This window comes from Lentzea sp. NPDC004782, from assembly GCF_040609115.1.
GTDB lineage: Bacteria > Actinomycetota > Actinomycetes > Mycobacteriales > Pseudonocardiaceae > Lentzea.
The window spans coordinates 39,565-62,274 of the sequence record NZ_JBEXJN010000015.1 but is presented as its reverse complement, the minus strand read 5'-3'; the positions used below and the strand labels follow the sequence as shown (position 1 = coordinate 62,274).

Below are 22,710 nucleotides of genomic sequence, written 5' to 3'. Positions count from 1 at the left end.
AACCATGAGCATGCTGCGAGACATCTCGCTGGCAGACGCAGGGCAAACCAAGATCGAGTTCGCCTCGCGCCGGATGCCGGTCCTGGCCGCGCTGACGGAGCGCTTCGCCGAGACCAAGCCGTTCGCCGGCCATCGGATCGCGGCTTGTCTGCACGTCACGACCGAGACCGCGAACATGTGCAAGGCGCTCGTCGCCGGCGGTGCCGAGCTGGCACTGTGCGCGTCGAACCCGTTGTCCACCAAGGACGACGTCGCCGCGTCCATCCAGCGCGACATCGGCGCGGAGGTCTTCGCGATCTACGGGTGCGACCGCGAGACGTTCTACAAGCAGGTGCAGGGTGTGCTCGACATCCGGCCGACGATCGTGGTGGACGACGGCGCCGACCTGACGTCGATCATCCACAACGACTACCCGCAGCTGCTGGAAGACATCATCGGCGGGACCGAGGTGACGTCGACCGGTGTGCTCCGCATGCGCAACATGGCGAACGACGGCGCGCTGCGGTATCCGGTGCTGCCGACGAACGACGCGGCGACCAAGCACCTCTTCGACAACCGGTACGGCACCGGCCAGAACACGATCGACGGCATCCTGCGTGCGACCAACATGCTCCTCGCCGGCTCCACCGTCGTCGTCATCGGCTACGGCTGGTGCGGCCGGGGTGTTGCGATGCGTGCTCGCGGCATGGGCGCGAACGTGATCATCACCGAGATCGACCCGGTGCGCGCGCTGGAGGCCAAGCTCGACGGCCTGCTGGTGATGAAGCTGGACGACGCACTCGCGCACGGTGACATCTACGTGACGGTGACCGGCAACCGTGACGTGATCACGCTCTCGCACATGGAGCGCATGAAGGACGGCGCGGTGGTCTGCAACTCCGGCCACTTCGACGTCGAGATCGCGGTCGAGGCACTGCAGAAGACCGCCGTGGACCGGCGTGAGCTGCGGCCGAACTGCGTCGAGTACGTGCTGCCGGAGGGCCCGCGCATCATTCTGCTCGCCGAGGGCCGCTTGGTCGGCCAGTCCGCGGCTGAGGCCCACCCGGCCGAGGTCATGGACATGACGTTCTCCACGCAGGCGCTGGGAGTTCAGTACCTGATCGAGAACGCCGCGGCGATGAAGCCGGGCGTGCACGAGATCCCGAGGTCGATCGAGAACGTCGTGGCCTCGGCGAAGCTCGAGGCGTACGGCGTGTCCATCGACACGCTGAACGACGCGCAGCAGCAGTACCTGACCGACTGGCGCATCGGCACCTGATCCGGCGTCACCGCGGAGCAACGGGGGGAGGTTCGGCGTGAGCGAGCCGCAGTTGGGTCTGAAGGCCAGTGCCGACGGTTGGCGAGGCGTCATCGGCGACGGTTTCACCCTTGCCGGGACAGCTTCGCTCGCGGCCTGTGTGGTCGACCGCGTCGGCCTCGCCACCGGTGCGCCGGTTGTGCTGGTCACCTACGACGGCCGTCGTGCTGGAGCCGAGGCCGCCGCGGCGGCCGCACGCGCCGCACTGGCGGCGGGAGCACGGCAGGTGCGGCTCGTGCCGCACCTGCCCACTCCGACCGCCACAGCGGCCGTGCGGCGTGGTGAGGCTGACATCGCGCTGCTGGTGACGGCGAGCCACAACCCGGCGCGGTGGAACGGGCTCAAGGTGAAGGTGGCACCGGGATGTCCGCTGCCGCGCGAGCTGGAGTCCGAGATCGACACGCGTTTCCGGACCCACCGGCTCGACGCGCTGCCCCAGGGCGAGATCGCGGTGGAGTCACCGGAAGCGTTGGTGGGCAAGCACATCACCGAGGTACTTGCGCGGGCCGGCATGCGCAGGCCGCTCGCGGTCACCGTCGACGGTCTCGGCGGGGTGGCCGGAGAACCCGTGGCACGGCTGTGCGAGCAGCTCGGCTGGACGGTGACCCGCACGGCCTGTGCGCCGGATCCGGACTTCGGCGGCATCGTGCCCGACCCGTCGGTGCCCGCGTCGCGCGAGCGAGCCGCCGGGCACCGCACGGATCTGGCGATCGTGCTGGACGGCGACGGCGACCGCGTCTACGTGCTGGACCATCGGGGCAGGACGGTCCAGCCGCACGAACTGCTCGCCTTGTTGCTGGAGCGCAGGGAGGAGCTCGGCGTTCCCACCGCCGGCGTCGCCGTCACGGTGTCGACCGGCACGGCGGTGCGCGAGGTCGCCCGGCGCATCGGGGCACCGGTGCACGAGGTGGGCGTCGGCTTCAAGCACCTGGCACCGTTGCTGGCGACGAACGGCGTGGACCTCGCAGGCGGTGCGGTGGGCGATCTGAGCTTCACCGAGTTCGGCCTGGATCGCGACCCGTTCGCCGCGATCGTCCTGCTGGCGGACCTGCTGGGTGGCACGGCCGCCTCGCTCGCGGAGTTGCTCGACGACCTGCGCGGGCGGGTGGGCGACCTCTGCTGGTTCGAGTCCAAAGTGGACGCCGATGTGCCGGATCTGCGCGGGATCGGCAGTGCGGCACTGCGGACCTGCGGGCTGGAGCCGGCCGAGATCACCGAGGTGGACGGGACGAAGTTCTGGTTGCCGGACGGGCAATGGCTGTTGTTGCGCACATCGACAACTGAGGGGGGAGTGCGGATGTACGGCGAACTCGGCGACGAGCAATCGACCCGTGCGCTCATGCACTCCGTCGAGGAACAGCTGACAAACGGAACCAATTGGGGAGTTGACCATGACTGACGAGGTTGGCATCGCCATCATCGGCGGCACCGGCTTTTACAAGTTCCTCGAGGACGCCGAGGACGTGAAGCTCAGCACGCCCTACGGCGAGCCGTCGGCACCTATCAGCATCGCGACCGTGTCCGGCAAGAGAGTCGCTTTCCTCCCGCGGCACGGGCGCAACCACGACTTCCTGCCGTCCGAGGTGCCGTACCGGGCGAACCTGTGGGCTCTCAAGCAGCTCGGCGTTCGGCAGGTCGTCGCGTTCAACACCGTCGGCAGCCTGCAGCCCGAGTACCGCAAGGGCGACTTCGTGCTGGTGGATCAGTTCGTCGACCGCACCACCGGGCGTCCCGACACGTTCTTCTCGGGTGACATCGGCGCGCACATCAGCTCGGCGGACCCGTACTGCGCCCGGCTGCGGGAGACCTCCGCGAAGGCACTCGTCGGCGCGGACGCGACCGTGCACCCGAGCGGCACCGTCGTGGTGATCCAGGGACCGCGGTTCTCGACCAGGGCGGAGAGCCGGTGGTTCTCCAGCCAGGGCTGGCACCTGGTGAACATGACGCAGTACCCGGAGGTCGTGCTGGCCCGCGAGCTGGAACTCTGCTACGCCAACCTCTCCTACATCACCGACTACGACGTCGCGGCCGCCGAGGTCGTCGGTGAGGAGAGTGCCGAGGTCGTCACGCATGACGGCGTGCTCAAGGCGTTCAGCGCTGACTCCGAGCGCGTGCTGGACATCGTGCGCCGGCTGGTCGCCGCAATGCCCGAGTCGGCGGAGTGCGGGTGCCAGGCGGCGCTCGCGGGGGCTCGGACGTGACGGAGGACCTGGTGCGGGCGGGGCGCGAGGCGCTCCGCTTCGCACGCTCCCAGATGCCCGTGCTCGACGGAATCCAGCGCGAGGCCGCCCGGACCCGCCCGCTGGCCGGTCACCGCGTCAGCGGGTGCGTGCACCTCACGAAGGAAACCGGTGTCCTCGTGGAACTCCTGGTCGCTGCGGGCGCCGAGGTCGCGTGGACGGGCGGTGACGAGGTGTCCACGCAGGACGAGGTCGCGGAGGCACTGCGGGCCGCCGGAGTCCAGGTGTTCGGGCGGCGTGGCATGACGACGGCCGAGGTCGAGCAGGGCATCGACGACGTGCTGAAGGCGTACCCCGCCGGTCCGACCATCGTGCTGGACAACGGTTCCCGCATGATCGAACGGGTCGTGCGCAACCGGTCCGCGTTCCCGGAGCTCGTCGCGGCGACCGAGAAGACCACCGAGGGCTCGCGGCGCGTCCGCGAGCTGGAACTGGACTTCCCCGTGGTGTCGGTGAACGACATCGTCACCAAGTGGGAGGTGGACAACACCTACGGCACAGGTCAGTCCACCGTCGACGGCATCCTGCGGGCGACCGGTGCGCTGCTCGCCGGCAAGCGGTTCGTCGTCGCCGGGTTCGGGCACGTCGGCCGCGGTGTTGCGGTGCGCGCGGCCGGCCTGGGGGCACGGGTGATCGTCACGTGCCGCAGCAACGAAACCGCGGTCCGCGCGCGGCTGGCCGGTTTCGAGGTGCTGTCGCCGGTGAAGGCGGCGGCACAGGCCGATTTCCTCTGCACCGCAACGGGCTACCCGGACGTCGTCACGGGCGAGCAGCTCGACGTGCTGCCGTCGGGGGCGGTGTTGTGCAACACCGGGCACTCGATCACCGAGATCAACCTCGCCGACCTCGCGGAACGTACCGCCGAGGTGGAGCAGGTGCGCCCGCACGTGGCCAGGCACCACCTGCGCGACGGCCGGTACGTGGATCTGCTCGCGGGCGGCGGCCTGGTGAACCTCGCGGCCGGCGAGGGGAATCCCAGCGAAGTCATGGACGTGACCTTCGCGAATCAGGCGCTGGCCACGTTGGCACTGGGTGTCGGGGTCCCGGGTGCCGGTGTGCACGAGGTGACGGCGGAGCAGGACGAGGACGTCGCGCGGCGCAAGCTCGCCGCGATGGGCATCCGGATCGACGAGGAGACAGCGGCATGACGGTGAAGCTCGACACGGCAACCGCGCGCATGCCGGTGCTGGCGGCCATCAGGCGTGAGTTCGGTGAGGTCGCTCCGCTGAACGGCCACCGGATCGCGTTGTGCGGGCACGTCACCGCCGAGACCGCGGTGCAGGTGCGGACCTTGCTCGCGCTCGGCGCCGAGATCGCGTGGTGCGCGTCCAGCACGACCACCACCGACGAAGAGATCGCCGCGGCCATGCGCCAGGACGGCGTTGCCGTGCACGGGAAGCGCGGCATGTCCGAGGCCGACCTCCTCCACGGCGCGCACCAGGTTCTCAGCGTGTGGCCGGAGGGTCCGACACTCGTGCTCGACGAGGGCGCGGTGCTGATCTCCGCGCTGCACCGGGACTTCGCGCACCTGCCGGCGCCGGTGCTGGCCACCGAGAAGACCCCGGACGGGCTCGCGGCGCTCGCCGAGGTCGCGCTGCGGTTCCCGGTGATCAAGAGCGACGAGTCCTTCGGCAAGGACGCCGTCGACAACCCGCACGGCACGGCGCAGTCGCTCGTCGAGACGATCGCCACGGTCAGCGCGAGGTTGCTGGCGGGCAAGGTGTTCGTCGTGGCCGGGCACGGCAGGGTCGGATCGGGTGTGGCGCAGAAGGCGCGCGGGCTGGGCGCACGGGTCGTCGTCACAGAGGTCAGCGCCACCAAGGCGTTGCTCGCCGTGCTGAACGGCTACGAGGTGCTGCCCATGCGCGAGGCCGCCAAGATCGGCGACTTCTTCTGCACGGTCACCGGCAAGCCCGGCGTCATCGGGCGGGACGACCTGCTCGCGATGAAGAGCGGTGCCGTCCTGGCCAACGGCGGGCACCTGCCGTGGGAGATCGACCAGGACGCGCTCGACGCGCTCACCGCCGAGCGCAGGGAGCTCGCGCCAGGACTGGAGGAACTGCGGCTCTCCAACGGCAGGACCGTGGAACTGCTGGGCGGCGGGCACATCGTCAACCTCTCGGCAGGCCGCGGGAACGCGAGCGAGGTCATGGACGTGACCTTCGCGAGCCAGGTGCTGGCACTGCAACTGGTCCTGCCGAAGGCGGGCGACCTGGCACCCGGACTGCACGCGTTGCCACCGGAGTGCGACGAGTACGTGGCCACGGCGCTGGCGAAGGCGCTGGGCATCGAGCTGGACGAGAAGTAGGAAAGCGATGCGTGCTGAAGGACTCCACGGCGAGGTCGTGCTCATCCGGCACGGGCAGACCCACTGCACCGCGCCGGGCAGGTTCTGCGGTGCCCACGAGGGTGTGCTCACCCCGGTGGGCGAGCAGATGGCGAAGCTCGTCGCCGGGCACCCCGCTCTGGCCGGCACGCGTGCCGTGCACACGAGCCCATCGGCACGCACCCGCGCGACCGCGGCGGCGGTCGCCGCGCAGCACGGGCTGCAGGTGACGGTCGACGAACGGTTGCGGGAACTCCACTTCGGCGACTGGGAGGACCAGCTGCCGGCCGACGTCGACCAGGAGTTGCTGCGGCGGTGGGAGTTCGACCCGGCGCTGTTCTCGCCACCGGGCGGGGAGACGGGACTGACCGTGATGGCACGGGCCGTCGCGGCTGTTCGGGACGCCTTGCGCGAGGGTGGAAAGATCGCTGTCGTGACCCACAAAGCACCTGTGCGCCTCGTCCTGTCCTTCTTCCTCGGCCTCCCGCCCTCCCGCTACCGCGAGATCGGCAACGTGTCCGTGGGGTCGCTGTCGCACCTGCGGTTCGCGGGTGACCGGGTGACCCTCAAGGCGATCGGCGACGTCAGCCACCTGCCGGACGAGTGGCGGATCGCTCCGGACAAGGCGGGGGTGGCGGCATGAGCACCATGACCAAGGACGCTCGCCGATCCGCTCTCGTGCTGGCGTTCGGCCTGATGCTGCTGCACATGCCGAGCGGCCTGCCCGCCCCGCTGTACCCGGTGTACCAGGCGACTCTCGGCATCACCGCCGCGACCGTCAGCATGCTGTTCGCCACGTACGTGCTGGGCACGCTGGCCGGTCTCGTGATCATGCCGAGGGTGGTGCACCACCGGTACGTGCTGGTGTGGGCCTGCGCGTTGTCGATCGTCGCCGACGTGCTGTTCCTCTACGCCAACGGTGCGTTCTCGTTGTTCGCGGGGCATTTCACCCAGGGCGTCGTGCTGGGCGTGTTCACCGGTGCGGTACCCGTGCTGCTCGCTCAGCTCGACCTCTCGAACGTGAACAAGACGGTCGGCCGGTTCACCACGTCCGCCAACGCGGTCGGTCTCGCGGCCGGTCCGCTGTGGAGCGGTCTGCTGCTGGAGTTCGCGCCGTGGAAGGGCCAGTTGGTCTGGGTCGTGCAGATCGTCGCGACGCTCGCGGTGATGCCGTTCATGCGCGTGCCGGCCGGACTGGGTGCGGGCGCTGGGGAACAGGCCTCGATCGGCGCGGTCGTGAAGTCCATGCTCGCCGGTGTGCCCGGCCGGATCGCGCTGCTGACGGGTTTCTGCGCGTTCGCCTCCGGCGGCCTGCTCGCGTCGCTCGGGTCGGTCGTGCTGGAGTCGATCGTGGGCGTGCGCAGCGGTGGCGTGCAGGGCTTCCTGGTCGCGCTGTGCTTCATCCTGTCCGCGATCTTCGGTGCGGTGCACCTCAAGCGGAGCGATCTCGGTGTCACCGGGTTCGGTCTGGTGTTCAACGCCATCGGCTCGCTCGCACTGGTGGGCGCCGTGGTGTTCTCGAACATCTGGTTCATGGTCGCGGCGGCGGTGCTCTGCGGCATCGGTCAGGGTTTCGGTTTGCAGGGCGCGACTCAGCTCGTCGCCGTGCACGCCGACGACGCGAGTCGCGGCAAGGCGATCTCGCTGTTCTTCATCTGGTGCTATCTCGGCACCACCATCGCGAGCTTCGGGGTCGGCGGGGTCATCACGCTGGTCGGCCTGGGGGCCGCGTTCAACGGGTTCGCGGCGCTCGTCGCGGTGCTGTCCCTCTTCGGGCTGCTCTGGGGGCGTTCGCGATAAGGACCTTTCGGGGGGAGTTCTGTTGATCGATCTGGGTTTCATCGGAGGCACGGGGTTCTACGAGTTCTTCGAAGGTACGAAGGAGGTGGAGGTCAAAACGGAGTACGGTGACCCGAGCTCGCCCATCACGATCGCGGAGTGGGCGGGCAAGACGATCGGGTTCCTGCCGCGGCACGGCCGCAACCACGAGTACCTGCCGCATCGCGTGCCCTACACCGCCAATGTCGCGGCGATGAAGGAGCTCGGCGCGAAGCAGATCCTCGGGTTCAACGTCGTCGGCAGTCTCTCGGAGCGCGTCGGCAAGGGGGACTTCCTGCTCATCGACCAGTTCATCGATCTGACGTGGGGACGCAACTGGTCGGTGTTCGACAAGCCGGGCGGCGCGCACGCCGACTGCGCGGAGCCGTACTGCCACCGGTTGCGCCAGGAGGCTCTGTCCTCTTTGGAGGGTGTGGACGAGGTGGTGCACCCCGGCGCGACAGCGGTGATCATCAACGGTCCGCGCTTCCAGACCAAGGCGGAGAGCCGGCTCTACAACTCGTGGGGCGCCGACGTCATCAACATGACGCAGTCGACGGAGGCGTCGGTCGCCCGCGAGCTGGAGATGTGCTACGTCAACCTGTCCTACTGCACGGACTACGGCGTCATCTCCGAGGTGATCAAGCCGGAGAGCGGGGAGCCGCCGATCCTGCACCGCGAGATCGTGGAGGAGTTCCAGCGGAACGTTCACCGCGTCGAACCGGTGGTGCGCAAGGTCGTGGCCGCGCTGACCGACGACGCGTCGTGCCACTGCCGCAGCGCGATGGACGGTTGCTGGCTCTGACATCGGGAGGATCCGGACGTGACGAAGACCAAGGCCCCCGACATCGAGGGCCGTTCCAAGCGAATCTGGTTCATCGACGACGACACGTGCCAGGTGGAGCTGGTGCCGAGCCTGCGCAGTTTCACCTTCGACCGTGACGAGATGGTCGAGCACACCGCCAAGCCCCGGCTCGACTTCTACGAGCTCGCGGCGGAGAAGCTCGCCACCGCCGGGGTGCGCACCGCGTTCCTGGAACGGTCGGGCGACATCAGCTACATCGCGAAGTACCGGCCGGCCCCGCCGTTCGAGGTGATCGTGAAGAACATCGCGACGGGGTCGACGACCCGCAAGTATCCGGGACTGTTCGAGGAGGGGTACAGGTTCCCGCGGCCCGTGGTGAAGTTCGACTACCGCACGGATCCGGAGGACCAGCCGATCGGTGAGGACTACCTGCGGCTGCTCGACGTCCCGGTCGAGGCGTTCCACGAGACCGCGTTGCGCACCAACGAAGTGCTGCGCGAATGGCTCGCACCGCTCGATCTGTGGGACTTCTGCCTGGTGATCGCCGTCGACCGCGACGGCGAGCCGATCGTCATCTCGGAGGTGTCCCCGGACTGCATGCGACTGCGGAGTCCGGACGGCGGACCGCTGGACAAGGACCTGTTCCGCATGGGAGCGGACCCGAAGACCATCGTCGCGAAGTGGCGGGAGCTGATCGATGACGTCCGACATCGCGCCTGAGGGAAGGGTCGCACTCGTCACCGGCGCCAACCGCGGCACCGGCTTCGCCATCGCGACCCGGCTGGAAGAGGCGGGGATGAGCGTGTGGCGGCTCAACCGCACCGCAACCGGGCACGAGCGCGAGATCGTCGTCGACCTGTCCGATGTGGATGGTGTGGAGTCGGCGGTCGGCAGGGTCGTGGATCGCGCCGGACGGCTGGACCTGTTGGTGCCCAACGCGGTCGACCGCTACTTCGCGCCGGTGGCGGAGTTCGACACCAAGGAGTGGGAACAAGCCCTCACGGTGAACCTGACCTCCGTGCTGGTCGCGGTTCGGGCGGCGCTTCCTGCGTTGCGTGCGTCGCGCGGACAGATCGTGCTCATGGGCAGCCACGCGGGAACGCGCTTCTTCGAGCAGGGCGTGTCCTACTGCGCAACCAAGGCCGCGCTGAAGGCCGTGTGTGAAGTGTTGCTGCTGGAGGAACGGCCACGCGGTGTGCGCACCTCGTTGGTCTCACCGGGCGCGATCGCGAACCTCGACGGTGATCGGTCCGAGTTCAAGATGAGTACGGACTCGGTCGCCGCTCACGTGGCGTGGCTCGCCACCGCGCCGCGCGACGCGGTCGTGGGTGAGATCGAGCTGCGGCCGTCGGAGCTCCCCGTGCCGCTGCTCACCGGGCTCGACCGGCTGCAGGCCGTCTGATGGGGGGATCGCAGGTGGAGCGTTCCATCGTTCCGGCCGTGCGCGCGTGGCCTGACATCGGGCGGGTCGAGCTGACGTTCGCGGAGAAGCCGGTCAACGGCCTGACGCGGGTGACCTTCACCAGCCCGGTCCGGCTCGACCTCGTCGACGACCGGCTGATCTCCGTGAACGTGCTGCACGCGCCCGAGCTGCTGTGGACGGCCGTTCGAGGGGTGGCCTCGATCGCCAACGACTCCGGCTGGTTGTGGATCACGCTGGCGGAAGGCACGAGGGCGACGCGCCGGTGGGTCGGATCCGCCGGGGTGGAGTTCGCGCTCGAGGGACCGCGGCTGGTGTCGGTGGTGCTCGAACTGGATGAGGGCTACGCGGGATGACCGGCCCGACGCCGATGGGCATGATCCGGTTGGTCGCGGCTGATCTCGACGGCACCCTGCTCGATCGCGACGGCCAGGTGACCCCGCGGGTGCGTGCGGCCGTCGCCACCGCGCGGTCCGCAGGTGTGGAGGTCGCGTACTTGACCGGACGGCCTCTGCACGACGCACGCGTCGTGCTCGGCGCCGCCGGGCTGAGTGGCTTTCTGGCCGCCAGCAACGGCGCTGTCGTGTGCGATCGCGACGGTGCCGTGCTGAGCCGGCACGTGTTCGAGGGCGGCTTCGGGCTGGGCCTCGTCGGCGAGCTGCGCGGGCTCGGACTGGTGCTCGGCGCGGTCACCGAGTCCGATCTCGTGCTGGACAGCGAGTTTCCCGCCGATCTGGCGCGCGAGTGGTGTGTGGTGGCGAACGACCGGACTGTCGAGGACCTCGTCCGCGGTGGTGCAGTGCTGAAGCTGCTCGCGGCTCGTGCCGGGCAACGGGCGGACGAGCTCACTGCTGTCGTGCGCGACGTGGCGGAAGACGTCGTCGTCACCTACTCCACGCATCGGTTCCTGGAGATCTCGCCGCGCGCCGCGGACAAGGGCGCCGCGTTGCGGGTGATCGCGGCCGCGGCGGGCGTCGCGCTGCGGGAGATCGCCTGTGTGGGGGACATGCCGAACGACCTCGTCATGTTCGGCACCGGCGGCCTCGCCGTCGCGATGGGCAACGCCGACGACCAGGTGCGGGCCGCCGCGCACCTGGTCGTCGCGGGCAACGACGCGGACGGAGTGGCGGAACTGCTCGCGCGGATCGTGGATGCGCGGGTGGCAGAGGTTCGGTAGACAAGCTGTGGGGAGAGGAGAGCGGCGTGGCCGTGGAGCACATCATCTGGGACTGGAACGGAACCCTGTTCGCCGACGGTGAGGCGTTGATCGAAGCGACGATCGACGCGTTCACGGTGGCCGGCCTCGGTGCGATCACCAGGGAGGACTACCAGCGGCACCATCGTCAGCCGATCCCGGTGTTCTACGAGCAGTTGGTCGGGCGGCGGCTCACCAGGGTCGAGCAGGGCCTGCTGGACAGGAGCTTCCAGACTGCGTACCTCGCCAGGCGCGAGCGGATCGCGCTCACGGAAAACGCGGTGCGGGCGCTGGAGACGTGGAGGGACGCGAACGGCAGCCAGTCGCTGCTGTCGATGCACCCTCACGACCGGTTGATGCCGCTCGTGAAGAAGTTCGACCTCGGCGGCTTCTTCGTGCGCGCCGACGGGCTGGTGGGCACGGAGTCCGCCCGCAAGGCACCCCATCTGCAGCGGCACCTCGATCTCCTCGGGGTACCCGCGGCCAAGGTGCTGCTCGTCGGAGACAGCGTCGACGACGCGCGAGCGGCGATGGAGTGCGGCGTCTCGTGCGTGCTCTACCACGCGGGGTCGAACGCGCTGCACGCGCTCGAGCACTTCATCGCGCTCGGCGTCCCGGTGGTGAAGGGCTTGCTCGAAGCCGTCCACTCCGTGCTGGACGGCTCCGGTCAGCTCGTCATCGCGTCTGATTGACGCGCGCTGTCGAGAAGCGTTTCCATCCGCGCTCGGACCTCGTCGTCCGGGTATTTTCCCGTGAAGCCGTCGAACAAGATGTGGAGAATGTCCTCATAATAGAGGTGCGGTAGCTGAACGTTCGCGATGAGCCGTTCGATGATGATTTCGTGCATGAGCACACCGAATTGCCGGTAGCGCGCCGCACGCGAATCTGCGGCGACCGGGTACCGCGCGCAGATTCGCTTCCAGCAGTCGAAGAAGCTCTGGAAACCGTCGAGGTTGTAGTCGGCGTCGGCCGTCATGCTCGACGAGTTCTCGAGGCGGTGGTAGATCGCGGTGACTTCGGGGACGTTCGCGCAGCGGTAGCCGTGCACGCGGATCAGGCGCAGCCACATCTCCCAGTCCTCGCAGAGCGGCAGGTCGACGTCGAACCGCGCGCCTGGCAGATCGCGCGGATTGCGGCAGACCACGCTCAGCGGTGGCACGAAGTTCAGAACGTGCAGGAACTCCACGTCCGAGGGCAGGTCGTAGTTGCGGGCGGTCTGCTCGACCGGCGCGCCGCGGTCGGTGCGGACCCCGGCGTTGGCGTGCACGAAGTCGACATCGCCCTGTTCGAGCACCTTCAGCGCACGCGCCAGGTGGCCGGGCAGGTAGAGGTCGTCGTCGTCCAGGAAGCTGACGTACTTGCCGCGCGCGACGTCCAGCGCCGCGTTGCGCGCGTCGCCCACGCCCTGGCTCGAATCTCGGTTCACCAGCTGTGTGGACAATTCACCCGCAAACTCGGCGATGACGTGCGACACATCGACCCCGCCGTCGTTCACCACAACGACCTCGACCTCGTCGACGGTTTGCGCGGCGACGGAACGCAATGCCTCGGCGAGCGGTTCAGGACGGTTCTTGGTGGGTATGACCACACTGACGAGCGGACTCACGATGAACTCCCCTTTCGGCGATTCCCCCGGTTCGCGATGCTAGCGACGATCTCGTCGTGGAGCCAGTGAGGGAATGTCCGGCAGAAGGCGGCCAACGTGGTCTGACCGTTGTCGCGGAGTCGACTGGCAGTTCACCACCGACGACGACCACTAGGCGCAATACTTGCACCGTGAGCGTCAAGACGCTGTCATCGAGGGTCGTCTACCGGAACCAGTGGATGTCGACAAACCTGACTTCGCCGTCGTCATCCCGTTGGAGAACAACGGGTTTCACCTCGTCGAGCAGTACCGCTACCCCATCGGGCGCCGGTCGTGGGAGTTTCCGTCTGGCTCCCTGCCCGCGGGTCACACCGGTACACCGGTGGAGGCGGCGGCAGTCGAACTGGCCGAGGAGACCGGGTTCACGGCCGGTCGGCTGGACGAGCTCGGCTATCTGCACTGCGCGAACAGCACCACGGGCGAAGGATTTCACATCTTCCTCGCCACGGAGCTCACACCGGGCGAGCCACACCGAGAGGCAACCGAGCAGGACATGCGCCAGCAGTGGTTCTCGCGAGCGCAGGTGGAGCAGATGTTGCTCGACGGCACGATCACGGACGGTCCGACGGCCTCCGCCTATCTCCTTCTCACGCTGAGGAACAGGGTGCCGGATCAGCCGTCGACCGCGTGATCGACAGGGAAGTTCTGGACGGCGCGGTCATCCCACCGGCCTCACGACAGGGGACGACGTGCTCAGCTGGCCGGCAGTCGCAGTCGCTTGAGGGCGAGTGCGTTGAGAGCGACGATGACGCTCGACCCGGACATCGACAGAGCGGCGATCTCGGGCCGGAGCACGAGCCCGAACGCCGGTTCGAACACCCCGGCCGCGATCGGCAGCGCGATGGTGTTGTAGCCGATCGCCCAGCCGAGGTTCTGCCGCATCTTGCGCAGGGTGCCGCGGCCGATGCGCAGTGCGATCGGGACGTCGAGCGGGTCGGAGCGCATCAGCACCACGTCGGCGGTCTCGATGGCCACGTCGGTTCCGGCTCCGATGGCGATGCCGAGATCGGCCTGGGCCAGTGCGGGTGCGTCGTTGACGCCGTCGCCGACCATGGCGACGCGGCGGCCGCCGGACTGCAGTTCGGCCACCTTCGCCGCCTTGTCGCCCGGCAGCACCTCGGCGATCACGGTGTCGATGCCCAGCCGCGCGGCGATGCGTTCGGCGGTGGCCTGGTTGTCGCCGGTCAGCATCACGACCTCGACACCGAGGTCGTGCAGCGCCTTCACCGCGGCGACCGAGGTTTCCCTTGGCGCGTCGGCGATGCCGATCACCGCGGCGGCCACGCCGTCGACGGCGGCCAGCACCGCGGTGCGGCCGGTGGCGGCGAGCTCGTCGCGGCGGCTCGCCAGCGGGCCGAGCTCGACGCCTTCCTGCTCGAGGAGCCGCAGGTTGCCGACGACCACGCGCCGGCCGCCGACCTCCGCGATCGCGCCATGGCCTGGGACGTTCTCGAACCGTGCCGCGCGCAGTCCGTCGAGGTCTCCGGCGCGGCGGACGACGGCTTCGGCGAGCGGGTGCTCGGACTCGCGTTCGACGGCGGCGACCAGGCGCAGCAGCTCGTCCTCGGCGAAGCCGTCGGTGATCACGTCGGTGACCTCCGGCTCGCCCTTGGTCAGCGTGCCGGTCTTGTCCATCACCACGACCTCGACGCGGGCGGAGGTCTCGAGCGCCATGGCGTTCTTGAACAACACGCCGCGTTTCGCGCCGAGGCCGGTGCCGACCATGATCGCGGTCGGGGTGGCGAGGCCGAGCGCGTCGGGGCAGGTGATCACCACGACCGTGATGGCGAACAGCATGGCCGTCGCGAAAGAGGCGCCGGACAGCAACCAGGCCGCGAGGGTGAGGCCTCCGCCGACGAGTGCGACGAGCACGAGCCAGAACGCCGCCCGGTCCGCGAGTCGCTGGCCGGGTGCCTTGGAGTTCTGGGCCTCCTGCACGAGTTTGACGATCTGCGCGAGCGCGGTGTCGGAGCCGACCTTGGTGGCCCTGACCCGCAGGGTGCCGTTGGCGTTGATCGTGGCGCCGACGACGACCGAGCCAGGAGCCTTGTGCACGGGCAGGCTCTCACCGGTGACCATCGACTCGTCGACCTCGGACTCGCCTTCCTCGACGACGCCGTCCACCGCGATCTTCGCGCCCGGCCGCACCAGGAGCAGATCGCCCGCGGCCACCTCCGCGGTGGGCACCTCGACGGGTTCGCCGTCGCGCAGCACGACCGCCTTCGGTGGCGCGAGGTCGAGCAGCGCGCGGATCGCGTCGTTCGCGCCGCCCCTCGCCCGCATCTCGAACCAGTGTCCCAGCAGGACGAACGCGGCGAGCACGGTCGCGGCCTCGTAGAAGACCTCTCCCCCACCGGTCAGCGTGATCGCGGCGGAGTACAACCAGCCCGCGCCGACCGCGACGGCCACCAGCACCATCATGTCGAGCGTCCTGGCCCGCAACGCCCGCCAGGCGCCGTCGAAGAAGATCCAGCACGAGTAGAAGATCACCGGCAGGCTCAGCAGCAGCGACCACACGTCCGCGCGCAGTCCGAACGGCGTGGAGAGGTGCAGTCCGAACACCTCGGTGCCGATCGGCGACCACAGCACGATCGGGATCGAGAACAGCACGGCCACGAGGAAGCGGTTGCGCATGTCGGCGACCATCGCGGCCATCGACATGCCCGCGTGACCACCGTGGCCCATCATCTCGTGCGGCGAGTGCTCGGCTCCGGGTTCCGCGGTGGGATCGCAGATGTGGCTGGGGACCGACTGGCCGGCGCAGTGGTAGCCGCAGTCGATCACCCACTGGCGGAGCTGGGCCACGGAGGTCGTGTCCGGGTCGAAGTGCACGGTCGCGGTCTGCGCCGTCGGGTTGACCTCGACGTGGTGCACGCCGGGTTGCCTGCCGAGCCTGGCGTTGACGACGTTCTGCTCAGTGGCGTAGTGCAACCCGCTGACGTCCAGCACCACGGAGTTCATCGCTGCTCCTCATAGCCGAGCACGGACATCATGCCCGCTTCGGCGTGGTAGGCGTTGTGGCAGTGGACCATCCACTGGCCGGGGTTGTCCGCGTCGAACTCGCACGCCACCGTCTGACCGGGCAGCACGATCACGGTGTCCTTGCGCGGGCCGTTGAGCTGGAAGGTGTGGCCGTGCAGGTGCATGGGGTGCCACATCATCGTGGCGTTCCTGAACTCCAGCCGCACGCGTTGTCCACTTCGGACTCTCTGCAGACCGTCCGAGCGGCCGTTGACGCCCCACTCGTAGTTCATCATCCCCCCGGTCAGCTCCAGCCGGTGCACCACGTCCAGCTGCCGCGACGGCAGCGGTGCGGTTGCCTTGAGCTCGTCGTGTCCCACGACCTTGCCGCGCAGTTCGTCCGGGCGCACGTCAGGCCCCGGCGGGGTACCGGCACCGGTGCGCACGACCGCGAGACCGGCGCCGGTCTTGCCCTCCGCTACGGCCACGAGCGGAAAAACGCCATCGGCCAGCGTGACCAGCACGTCGTAGCGCTCGCCCATGCCGATGACCAGGGCGTCGGTGTCCACCGGAACGACGGGGGCACCGTCGGTGTGCGTGACCGTCATGCGGTGTCCGCCCAACGCGACGCGGTAGGCGGTGTCGGCGCCGGCGTTGATGAGCCGCATCCGGGCACGTTGCCCGGGTTTCGCGGCGAAGGTGACGGGTGCGGACGCGATGCGGCCGTTGATCAGGTGGTGCGGATGAGCGACGTCGCCGCCGAGCGCGGCCGCGCCGTGCATCATGTGGCCACCGCGCCTGCGCAGGCCGGCGAGCACCTCGTCCGGGTCGGTGCCGGTGCCGTCGAGCCAGTCGTCCAGCACGACCACCCACTCGGCGTCGTACGCACCCGGTTCGGCCGGGTCCTCCACGATCAGCGGGGCGTACAGGCCGCGGTCGAGCTGCGTGCCGGTGTGCGGGTGGATCCAGTGCGTGCCGGGAGCCGGCGCGACGAACCGGTAGGTGAAGTCCTCCCCCGGCCTGATCGCGGCCTGGGTGAGGGCGGGCACGCCGTCCATGTCGTTGCGCAACGTCAGCCCGTGCCAGTGCACCGACGTGTCCGCGGGCAGCCGGTTCACCACTCTCGCCTCGATCAGGTCGCCGGCGCCGACGCGGATCTCCCGGCCGGGCAGCACCCCGTCGTAGCTCCAGGTGTGCACCACCGGGCCGCCCAGGTCCACCTGGCCTTCAGTGGCGGTCAGCGTGACCGCACGGGTGCGACCGGTGCCCCCGCGGGCCGCCTCAGCCCGGTTCACCAGCGGATCGGTCGGCAGGACCAGCGGGTTCTCGGCGGTGGAGCACCCGGCGACGGCGAGCACGGTCGCGCTCAGGAAGGCCCGGCGGGTGAAGGGGCTCATGCGGTCGCCTTCCGGAACACCCCGTGACCGGCATCGGCCATCACGACCCACCGGTGGTGCGGTGTTGGTCGTGGCGCTCCTGGTCCGATCCACCATGGCCGCCGTGGCCGCCCATCATGAACATCATCACGAGTGGACAGGCCAGCACCAACAGACCGAACAGCACTGTCTGGAGGGGCACTCCGGCGAAGGCGAGACCGACGATCAGGACCGCCAGGGCGATCGCGTACAGCCCCGGCTGCTTGCGCTTCACGGCGTCCTCCTCATCTTCGACTGCTACGAGCATCACCGTCCGCGAACCGGGTCGGCAGGGCAGCTCGTCGCCGCGGCCGAAATCCGAAGGTCCCCGTCCTGAACGGGACTAGGTCCCTACCAAAACCTACGACCTCACATAGGAGATTTCTACCGATCAGCCGACGATTCGACGTGCGCCGATGTAGTGACCGTCACCGCGGATCGCGCGTACGTCCACGAGCTGGCCTTCGGTGGGCGCGTCCACCACCTTGCCTTCCCCCACGTACATCGCCACGTGGTGAACCGCCGCGGGATTGCCGGTGCCGTCGTCGTAGAACACCAGGTCACCGGGCTGCAGCTCGTTCTGCGCCACCGGCCTGCCCACGCGGTACTGGTCGACCGCCACGCGCGGGAGCGTGATGCCCGCAGCGGCGTACGCCCACTTCGTCAGGCCGGAGCAGTCGAACGCGTTCGGCCCGTTGCCGCCCCACTGGTACTGCGAGCCTCGCTTCGACAGCGCTGCCTGCAGCGCCGTGTTCGCCGCTCCCGGCGGCCCGAGGTAGGTGCCGGCGTCCTTGACCCGCCCCATGCCCAGCGACGACTTCTGCGCCGAAGTGAGGCTGTTCACCACCTTGCGGAGCTCTCCGACGCGACCGTCCAGATCGGATTTGCGCTGCTTGAGCTCGTCCGCGTGCTTGGCGGCCTCGTTCGTGGCCCGCTGCGCGCGCTGCCGCGCGTCGTCCGCCTTCGCCACGGCCGCCGCCAGCGTGCCGAGCGCCTCGGCGTTGTCGGCGGCCAGGACGCGCAGCGCGGACATCCGGTTGAGGAAGTCCTGCTGGGAGTCGCTGACGAGCAGCGCGGACAGCTGGTCGAACCGCGCACCCCGGAACGCCGACTCGGTCAGCACGTCGACCCGGCCGCGCAACTGCTCCTCGGCCTGCCGGGCCTGGTTCAGCTCCGCGGTGGCCTGATCGAGCTCGCCCTGTTCGGCGTTGAGGTCCTCCTGCGCCTTGAGGACGTCGTCGTTGAGCTTCTCCGCCTGCCCGCTCAGCTCCTCGTACTGCTTGACCGGATCAGCCACCGGCTGCGCTCCGGCCGGCCCCGCGGCCGTGCCCGCGAGCGCCAGAGCCGTGGCAGCCGCCACCGCACCTCGAAAACCACGCCTGCTTCGCTGGGACATCACGCCGGCGCAAGCTACGGGAACATCACCACGGCTGTCTACTATGATGCTTAGTAGATCACCGGATTGAACCGATCCGGGTCGCGCACCCGTAGAACGCGGTGATGGAACCTACTAGGTACGGTAGTTGCATGACCGGCAGCACGCGTCGCGCAGTCACGCAGTGGCTGCTGCTGTGCGCACTGTTGCTGGGCGTGGTCGGCATGCATCACGTCGCCATGAGCGGCGAGATGGCCACCGGCCACGGCATGACGCAGGTGACCGCCCAGCACGAGCATTCACCCGAGGAGCCCGCACCCTCCCCCGAGCACGACATGCTGCATCTGTGCGTCGCGGTGCTCTGCGCGGTCGTGTCCCTGCTCCTGCTGGCCTGGTTGCTGGTTCGCACGACGTCTCAGCGCACCGGCAGAGCCCCGGGATCGTCGGCGTGGTCACGCGCACCCGACCACCCACCACCCGTCGGCGGCCGTGCGTTGCTCAGCTCCCTCTGCGTGTTGCGGTTGTGATCCGCCCGGTTCCACGCGATCACAGTCCACAAAGCACAGAGAAGGAACATCGAGCATGAAGAAGTCCTTGATCGGGATCGCCGCCGCCGGGGCCGCTGTCGTCGCACTCGTCGCCGGATGCGGCGGGAAGGACACCGCCGCCATGGACCACAGCTCGTCTCCCACCGCTCCCGCGGCGACGGGCAGCGCCAAGGCAGCGGGCAACAGCGCCGACGACGTGGCGTTCGCGCAGGGCATGGTGCCGCACCACCAGCAGGCGCTGGACATGGCGAAGCTCGTGCCGTCGCGCAGCACCAACGCGAAGGTGCTCGACCTCGCCAAGCGGATCGAGGGCGCGCAGGATCCCGAGATCAAGAAGATGAACGGGTGGCTCGAGCAGTGGGGCGCGTCCACCTCGATGCCGGGGATGGACCACGGCTCGATGCCGGGCATGTCGGGCATGATGAGCGCCGAGGACATGAAGATGCTCGACCAGTCCAAGGGCGCGGCGTTCGACAAGATGTGGCTCGACATGATGATCAAGCACCACGAGGGTGCGGTCGCGATGGCGAAGACCGAGCTGCAGAAGGGCAGCAGTGCCGACGCCAAGAAGCTGGCCCAGGACATCATCGACGCCCAGCAGAAGGAGATCACCGAGATGCAGGGCCTGCTGAAGGCGGTCTGACCCGGTGAGCGGCGGCCGGGTGGGCGACCGACCAGGACGCCCACCCGGCCGCCATGTCGCCCGGCAGGCCGATGACGCCCATCACGTACCCTTGACCTGCTGAAAGGGTGGGCGATGCGCGGACTGGGTGAACTGGAAGCAGCGGTGATGGACGTGCTGTGGCACGCCGGCGAGCCACTGCGGGTGCGGCAGGTGCTCGAACGCCTGGACACCGGCAAGGCTCTCGCCTACACCACCGTGATGACGGTGATGGACAACCTGCACCGCAAGAACTGGCTGACCCGGGAGCTGGACGGCAAGGCCTACCTGTACGAGGCGACGGTGACCCGTGCCGAGGCCGCGGCGAACGCCGTGCGCGAGGTCCTCAGCGCCTCCGGTGACCCGCAGGCCGCCCTCCTGCACTTCGCCCGGACGGCCTCGGAAGAGGAGTCCGACCTGCTGCGCAAAGCGTTGCGGAGGAAGGGCTCGCGGAAATGACCGTGGCCCTGGCGCTGTTCCTGGGGTCCGCCCTGGTCGGCTGGCTGGCACCACGCCGGCTGGTGCGGCTCGCGGATCCCGTGGTGGCGCTGGTCGCGTGGCTGACCTCCGTCGTCGCCGTGATCGCCACGGTGGCCGGCGCCATCTTCCTGCTGATCCTCCCCGACCACGGGCTCGGAGTGGTGGAGGCGGTGCACCACTGCTGGCACTCGGTGCAGCACGGCACGGCCCCGGCGGTCGAGGCGGCCGGCGGTCTGACGGGTGCCGCTCTGCTCACCGCCCTGCTCGTCCGCGTCGCCGTCGTGGGCCGCCGCACCGCGCGTCGGCGCGCGCAGGAGGGCCGGCGGCATCTGGACGTCCTGCGGATCGCGGCACGCCGCGAAGCCGGCCCTCACCCGACGCTCTGGCTGGAGCACGACCGTCCGCTGGCCTTCAGCCTCGCGGGCAGGCCCGGCGTGGTCGTCGCCACGGACGGCCTGCACCGCCACCTGACCCCGGCCCAGGTCGAGGCCGTGCTGACCCACGAGCGGGCACACCTCAAGGGGCACCACCACCTCCTGGTGACCATCGGCGACGTCGTCGCGGCCACGCTGCCGTTCCTGCCGCTGTTCAAGCGCGCGGCGGTCGCGGTCCGGGAGCTCGTCGAGATGGCGGCCGACACCGCCGCTGTGCGCGCACACGGCGCGGAGAACGTGCGAGCCGCGTTGCTGCGGGTGGCCGGGCACGGTGCGCCTGGCGCGGCGCTGGCGATGAGCAGGGACGCGGTGGAGACGAGGCTGGCGCGCCTGCAGCGGCACAGTGCCCCGAGCACGGTTCGGCGACTGTTGTCGTGCGGCCTCGTGGGCGCCGCGGCCATGGTTCTGCCCGCCGTCGCGGCCGCCGTCGCGTTGACGGCGCTGATGCTGCTGGCCTGCCCGTCCGGCTAGGGCCCGTGCCGAAGCCCGCCTCGACGGTGGGTGCGCCTCGGATGTGCGGCTACCTATCGGCGTCGGCAAAACCCGAAGTCAGCGTGTTGCTGACCTGCACGCCCCAATCGCACGCAATCTGTGAGCCGTCTGCCCAACCACGCTCGCGTCCACAGGAGGCCGAGGGACCTGTTGGTAGCGGGAAAGTGCCTGTTGATGTCGAGTTGGCGGTACTTGCAGACGCCGCCAGAACCTACTATCACGCCTAGTACCATGTGGGCGGCGAGGGGCAGAAGATGACCAGCGCCGTCCGGTGACGGAGGCGTGCGATGCGGGGACTGGGCGAGCTGGAGACAGCCGTGATGGAAGTGCTGTGGCGCGATCCGAGCCCACAGCGGGTTCGCGATGTGCTGGGCGTGCTCGGCACCGAGCGCCGGCTCGCCTACACGACGGTCATGACGGTCCTGGACAACCTGCACCGCAAGGGCTGGGTCTCCAGGGAACTGGACGGCCGGGCGTACCGCTACGTCGCCACGCGCAACCGGGAGGACGCGGTGGCCGACGCGTTGCGCGAACTGCTGGACAGCGCGAAGGATCCGGAGTCGGTGCTGCTGAGGTTCGCGCGGTCCGTCTCGCCCCGCGAGTCCGAGGTGCTGCGCCGCGCCCTCGACGACACGGCGACGGACCGGTGATCCTCGCCTTCGCGCTCCTGGCGGGCGCGGCGATCGTGGGTTTCACCGCACCACCTGTGCTGAACCGCCTGACCACCAGCCAGGTCGCGCCGTCCGTGGCGCTCGCCTGGTGGTTCGCGACCGGTGTGAGCGTGGTGCTCACGGCAGTCAGCGGGGTCGTGCTGCTCCTCGTTCCGGGCCACGGACCGGCACGATGGCTGCTCGACCGGGTGCACGAGTGCTGGTCGGCCATGACCCACGGCAGCGTTCCCGCGCTCGACGACGTGCTGGGCACGTTCGGCGCGCTGCTGGTCGCCGGCGCGCTGGCCAGGTTCGGTTCGGCGGCGTTCCGGCGGCGGTCGGAGGCGATGAAGCTGCACGGAAGGCAGCTGAGCCTGCTTCGGCTCGCCGCACGGCGGCCCTCCGGCGACGAACCGCTCATGTGGCTCGACCACGACCAGCCGCTGGCCTACAGCGTCGCCGGGCGGCCGTCGTTCATCGTGGCCACCACCGGCCTCACCGGTCACCTGTCCGACGACCAGGTCGCGGCCGTGCTCGCACACGAACGGGCCCATCTCCGCGGCCGTCACCACGCGTTGACCGGCATCGCCGACGCGGCGGCGTCGGCGATGCCGTTCGTGCCGCTGATGCGCCAGGCCCCGGCGGCCATCCGCGTGCTCGTCGAGATGGCCGCCGACTCGGCCGCGGCCGCTGCCCACGGGGCGGAGACGGTGCGCTCGGCCCTGCTGCGCGTGGCGACCGGCGGATCACCCGCCGGTGCGCTCGGCATGGCGGACAACGGCGTCGAGCTTCGGCTCAGCAGGCTGGCACGTGCGTCCCGCCCCAGGCCGTGGTTGCGCGCGGGCGCTTTGGTGGCCACGGTGGTGGCCGCACAGGCAGTGCCCGGCGTGGTGGGCATCGGGCTGTTCGCCGTCACTTCGGCTTGGTACTGCCCCATCCTCACGTGAG

At 69.5% G+C, this 22,710-nt stretch carries 25 protein-coding genes; 20 read left to right on the top strand and 5 right to left on the bottom strand.

Annotated features, from left to right (window positions below; translation table 11 throughout):
• Nucleotides 1–4 precede the first annotated feature (4 nt).
• The 13 genes from ahcY to ABZV40_RS16295 are packed head-to-tail and all read left to right on the top strand — an operon-like array spanning nucleotide 5 to nucleotide 11,793.
• Nucleotides 5–1,258 (top strand): adenosylhomocysteinase, encoded by a 1,254-nt coding sequence (gene ahcY / locus ABZV40_RS16355; protein WP_355441269.1) that lies wholly within the window; start codon nucleotides 5–7, stop codon nucleotides 1,256–1,258.
• Between the two features lie 37 nt (nucleotides 1,259–1,295).
• A complete protein-coding gene (locus ABZV40_RS16350; RefSeq protein WP_355441267.1) occupies nucleotides 1,296–2,696 on the top strand; it encodes a hypothetical protein in 1,401 nt (466 codons plus the stop codon).
• Entirely contained in the window at nucleotides 2,689–3,498 is an 810-nt protein-coding gene (locus tag ABZV40_RS16345) for an S-methyl-5'-thioadenosine phosphorylase (protein ID WP_355441264.1), read from the top strand. The genes ABZV40_RS16350 and ABZV40_RS16345 overlap by 8 nt, the downstream gene beginning before the upstream one ends.
• Entirely contained in the window at nucleotides 3,495–4,685 is a 1,191-nt protein-coding gene (locus tag ABZV40_RS16340) for an adenosylhomocysteinase (RefSeq protein ID WP_355441261.1), read from the top strand. The genes ABZV40_RS16345 and ABZV40_RS16340 overlap by 4 nt, the downstream gene beginning before the upstream one ends.
• Entirely contained in the window at nucleotides 4,682–5,845 is a 1,164-nt protein-coding gene (locus ABZV40_RS16335; protein WP_355441258.1) for an adenosylhomocysteinase, read from the top strand. The genes ABZV40_RS16340 and ABZV40_RS16335 overlap by 4 nt, the downstream gene beginning before the upstream one ends.
• Nucleotides 5,846–5,852: 7 nt before the next feature.
• Entirely contained in the window at nucleotides 5,853–6,506 is a 654-nt protein-coding gene (locus tag ABZV40_RS16330; RefSeq protein ID WP_355441255.1) for a histidine phosphatase family protein, read from the top strand.
• Nucleotides 6,503–7,663: a hypothetical protein gene (locus ABZV40_RS16325; protein WP_355441252.1), complete on the top strand. Its 1,161-nt coding sequence runs from the start codon at nucleotides 6,503–6,505 to the stop codon at nucleotides 7,661–7,663. The genes ABZV40_RS16330 and ABZV40_RS16325 overlap by 4 nt, the downstream gene beginning before the upstream one ends.
• Nucleotides 7,664–7,685: 22 nt before the next feature.
• Nucleotides 7,686–8,486, top strand: a complete 801-nt coding sequence (locus tag ABZV40_RS16320) for an MTAP family purine nucleoside phosphorylase (protein WP_355441248.1) — start codon at nucleotides 7,686–7,688, stop codon at nucleotides 8,484–8,486.
• 18 nt (nucleotides 8,487–8,504) lie between these two features.
• Nucleotides 8,505–9,206 (top strand): phosphoribosylaminoimidazolesuccinocarboxamide synthase, encoded by a 702-nt coding sequence (locus tag ABZV40_RS16315; RefSeq protein ID WP_355441245.1) that lies wholly within the window; start codon nucleotides 8,505–8,507, stop codon nucleotides 9,204–9,206.
• The gene (locus ABZV40_RS16310; protein WP_355441242.1) at nucleotides 9,184–9,888 is read left to right on the top strand and encodes an SDR family NAD(P)-dependent oxidoreductase; all 705 of its coding nucleotides are present in this window, start codon (nucleotides 9,184–9,186) and stop codon (nucleotides 9,886–9,888) included. The genes ABZV40_RS16315 and ABZV40_RS16310 overlap by 23 nt, the downstream gene beginning before the upstream one ends.
• A gap of 14 nt (nucleotides 9,889–9,902) precedes the next feature.
• The gene (locus ABZV40_RS16305; protein ID WP_355441239.1) at nucleotides 9,903–10,262 is read left to right on the top strand and encodes a hypothetical protein; all 360 of its coding nucleotides are present in this window, start codon (nucleotides 9,903–9,905) and stop codon (nucleotides 10,260–10,262) included.
• Entirely contained in the window at nucleotides 10,259–11,083 is an 825-nt protein-coding gene (locus ABZV40_RS16300; RefSeq protein WP_355441237.1) for an HAD hydrolase family protein, read from the top strand. The genes ABZV40_RS16305 and ABZV40_RS16300 overlap by 4 nt, the downstream gene beginning before the upstream one ends.
• A 26-nt stretch (nucleotides 11,084–11,109) precedes the next feature.
• Nucleotides 11,110–11,793 carry an HAD family hydrolase gene (locus ABZV40_RS16295; RefSeq protein ID WP_355441234.1) on the top strand — a complete coding sequence of 228 codons (684 nt, stop codon included), beginning with the start codon at nucleotides 11,110–11,112 and terminating at the stop codon, nucleotides 11,791–11,793.
• Here ABZV40_RS16295 and ABZV40_RS16290 read toward each other — a convergent pair.
• The gene (locus ABZV40_RS16290; protein ID WP_355441231.1) at nucleotides 11,769–12,707 is read right to left on the bottom strand and encodes a glycosyltransferase; all 939 of its coding nucleotides are present in this window, start codon (nucleotides 12,705–12,707) and stop codon (nucleotides 11,769–11,771) included. The genes ABZV40_RS16295 and ABZV40_RS16290 overlap by 25 nt on opposite strands.
• A gap of 214 nt (nucleotides 12,708–12,921) precedes the next feature.
• On the opposite strand from ABZV40_RS16290, the gene ABZV40_RS16285 reads away from it, so the two are divergent.
• Nucleotides 12,922–13,377 (top strand): NUDIX hydrolase, encoded by a 456-nt coding sequence (locus ABZV40_RS16285; protein ID WP_355441228.1) that lies wholly within the window; start codon nucleotides 12,922–12,924, stop codon nucleotides 13,375–13,377.
• Nucleotides 13,378–13,439: 62 nt separating this feature from the next.
• Here ABZV40_RS16285 and ABZV40_RS16280 read toward each other — a convergent pair whose 3' ends face one another.
• The 4 genes from ABZV40_RS16280 to ABZV40_RS16265 all read right to left on the bottom strand — a co-directional run bounded on the left by ABZV40_RS16280 (nucleotide 13,440) and on the right by ABZV40_RS16265 (nucleotide 18,482).
• Nucleotides 13,440–15,707, bottom strand: coding sequence for a heavy metal translocating P-type ATPase (locus ABZV40_RS16280; RefSeq protein ID WP_355441225.1), 2,268 nt, complete (start codon nucleotides 15,705–15,707; stop codon nucleotides 13,440–13,442).
• The gene (locus tag ABZV40_RS16275) at nucleotides 15,704–17,104 is read right to left on the bottom strand and encodes a multicopper oxidase family protein (protein WP_355441222.1); all 1,401 of its coding nucleotides are present in this window, start codon (nucleotides 17,102–17,104) and stop codon (nucleotides 15,704–15,706) included. Before ABZV40_RS16275 ends, ABZV40_RS16280 begins: the two co-directional genes overlap by 4 nt.
• Before the next feature lie 40 nt (nucleotides 17,105–17,144).
• Nucleotides 17,145–17,357, bottom strand: coding sequence for a DUF2933 domain-containing protein (locus ABZV40_RS16270; protein WP_355441219.1), 213 nt, complete (start codon nucleotides 17,355–17,357; stop codon nucleotides 17,145–17,147).
• Between the two features lie 156 nt (nucleotides 17,358–17,513).
• Entirely contained in the window at nucleotides 17,514–18,482 is a 969-nt protein-coding gene (locus ABZV40_RS16265; protein ID WP_355441216.1) for an NlpC/P60 family protein, read from the bottom strand.
• A 167-nt stretch (nucleotides 18,483–18,649) separates the two neighbouring features.
• Between ABZV40_RS16265 and ABZV40_RS16260 the strand changes: the two genes are divergently transcribed.
• The 6 genes from ABZV40_RS16260 to ABZV40_RS16235 all read left to right on the top strand — a co-directional run bounded on the left by ABZV40_RS16260 (nucleotide 18,650) and on the right by ABZV40_RS16235 (nucleotide 22,709).
• A complete protein-coding gene (locus ABZV40_RS16260) occupies nucleotides 18,650–19,024 on the top strand; it encodes a DUF6153 family protein (protein ID WP_355441213.1) in 375 nt (124 codons plus the stop codon).
• A 55-nt stretch (nucleotides 19,025–19,079) separates the two neighbouring features.
• Nucleotides 19,080–19,688 carry a DUF305 domain-containing protein gene (locus ABZV40_RS16255; RefSeq protein WP_355441210.1) on the top strand — a complete coding sequence of 203 codons (609 nt, stop codon included), beginning with the start codon at nucleotides 19,080–19,082 and terminating at the stop codon, nucleotides 19,686–19,688.
• Between the two features lie 114 nt (nucleotides 19,689–19,802).
• Nucleotides 19,803–20,165, top strand: a complete 363-nt coding sequence (locus ABZV40_RS16250; protein ID WP_355441208.1) for a BlaI/MecI/CopY family transcriptional regulator — start codon at nucleotides 19,803–19,805, stop codon at nucleotides 20,163–20,165.
• Nucleotides 20,162–21,091 (top strand): M56 family metallopeptidase, encoded by a 930-nt coding sequence (locus ABZV40_RS16245; RefSeq protein ID WP_355441205.1) that lies wholly within the window; start codon nucleotides 20,162–20,164, stop codon nucleotides 21,089–21,091. The genes ABZV40_RS16250 and ABZV40_RS16245 overlap by 4 nt, the downstream gene beginning before the upstream one ends.
• A 308-nt stretch (nucleotides 21,092–21,399) precedes the next feature.
• Nucleotides 21,400–21,762: a BlaI/MecI/CopY family transcriptional regulator gene (locus ABZV40_RS16240; protein WP_355441202.1), complete on the top strand. Its 363-nt coding sequence runs from the start codon at nucleotides 21,400–21,402 to the stop codon at nucleotides 21,760–21,762.
• Nucleotides 21,759–22,709 carry a M56 family metallopeptidase gene (locus ABZV40_RS16235; protein ID WP_355441200.1) on the top strand — a complete coding sequence of 317 codons (951 nt, stop codon included), beginning with the start codon at nucleotides 21,759–21,761 and terminating at the stop codon, nucleotides 22,707–22,709. The genes ABZV40_RS16240 and ABZV40_RS16235 overlap by 4 nt, the downstream gene beginning before the upstream one ends.
• Nucleotide 22,710 lies beyond the last annotated feature (1 nt).

Coding starts and splice junctions, on each gene's coding strand:
- ahcY (WP_355441269.1), top strand. CDS start 5: ATGAGCATGCTGCGAGACATCTCGCTGGCAGACGCAGGGCAAACCAAG.
- ABZV40_RS16345 (WP_355441264.1), top strand. CDS start 2,689: ATGACTGACGAGGTTGGCATCGCCATCATCGGCGGCACCGGCTTTTAC.
- ABZV40_RS16335 (WP_355441258.1), top strand. CDS start 4,682: ATGACGGTGAAGCTCGACACGGCAACCGCGCGCATGCCGGTGCTGGCG.
- ABZV40_RS16330 (WP_355441255.1), top strand. CDS start 5,853: ATGCGTGCTGAAGGACTCCACGGCGAGGTCGTGCTCATCCGGCACGGG.
- ABZV40_RS16325 (WP_355441252.1), top strand. CDS start 6,503: ATGAGCACCATGACCAAGGACGCTCGCCGATCCGCTCTCGTGCTGGCG.
- ABZV40_RS16310 (WP_355441242.1), top strand. CDS start 9,184: ATGACGTCCGACATCGCGCCTGAGGGAAGGGTCGCACTCGTCACCGGC.
- ABZV40_RS16300 (WP_355441237.1), top strand. CDS start 10,259: ATGACCGGCCCGACGCCGATGGGCATGATCCGGTTGGTCGCGGCTGAT.
- ABZV40_RS16280 (WP_355441225.1), bottom strand. CDS start 15,707: ATGAACTCCGTGGTGCTGGACGTCAGCGGGTTGCACTACGCCACTGAG.
- ABZV40_RS16275 (WP_355441222.1), bottom strand. CDS start 17,104: ATGAGCCCCTTCACCCGCCGGGCCTTCCTGAGCGCGACCGTGCTCGCC.
- ABZV40_RS16260 (WP_355441213.1), top strand. CDS start 18,650: ATGACCGGCAGCACGCGTCGCGCAGTCACGCAGTGGCTGCTGCTGTGC.
- ABZV40_RS16255 (WP_355441210.1), top strand. CDS start 19,080: ATGAAGAAGTCCTTGATCGGGATCGCCGCCGCCGGGGCCGCTGTCGTC.
- ABZV40_RS16250 (WP_355441208.1), top strand. CDS start 19,803: ATGCGCGGACTGGGTGAACTGGAAGCAGCGGTGATGGACGTGCTGTGG.
- ABZV40_RS16245 (WP_355441205.1), top strand. CDS start 20,162: ATGACCGTGGCCCTGGCGCTGTTCCTGGGGTCCGCCCTGGTCGGCTGG.
- ABZV40_RS16240 (WP_355441202.1), top strand. CDS start 21,400: ATGCGGGGACTGGGCGAGCTGGAGACAGCCGTGATGGAAGTGCTGTGG.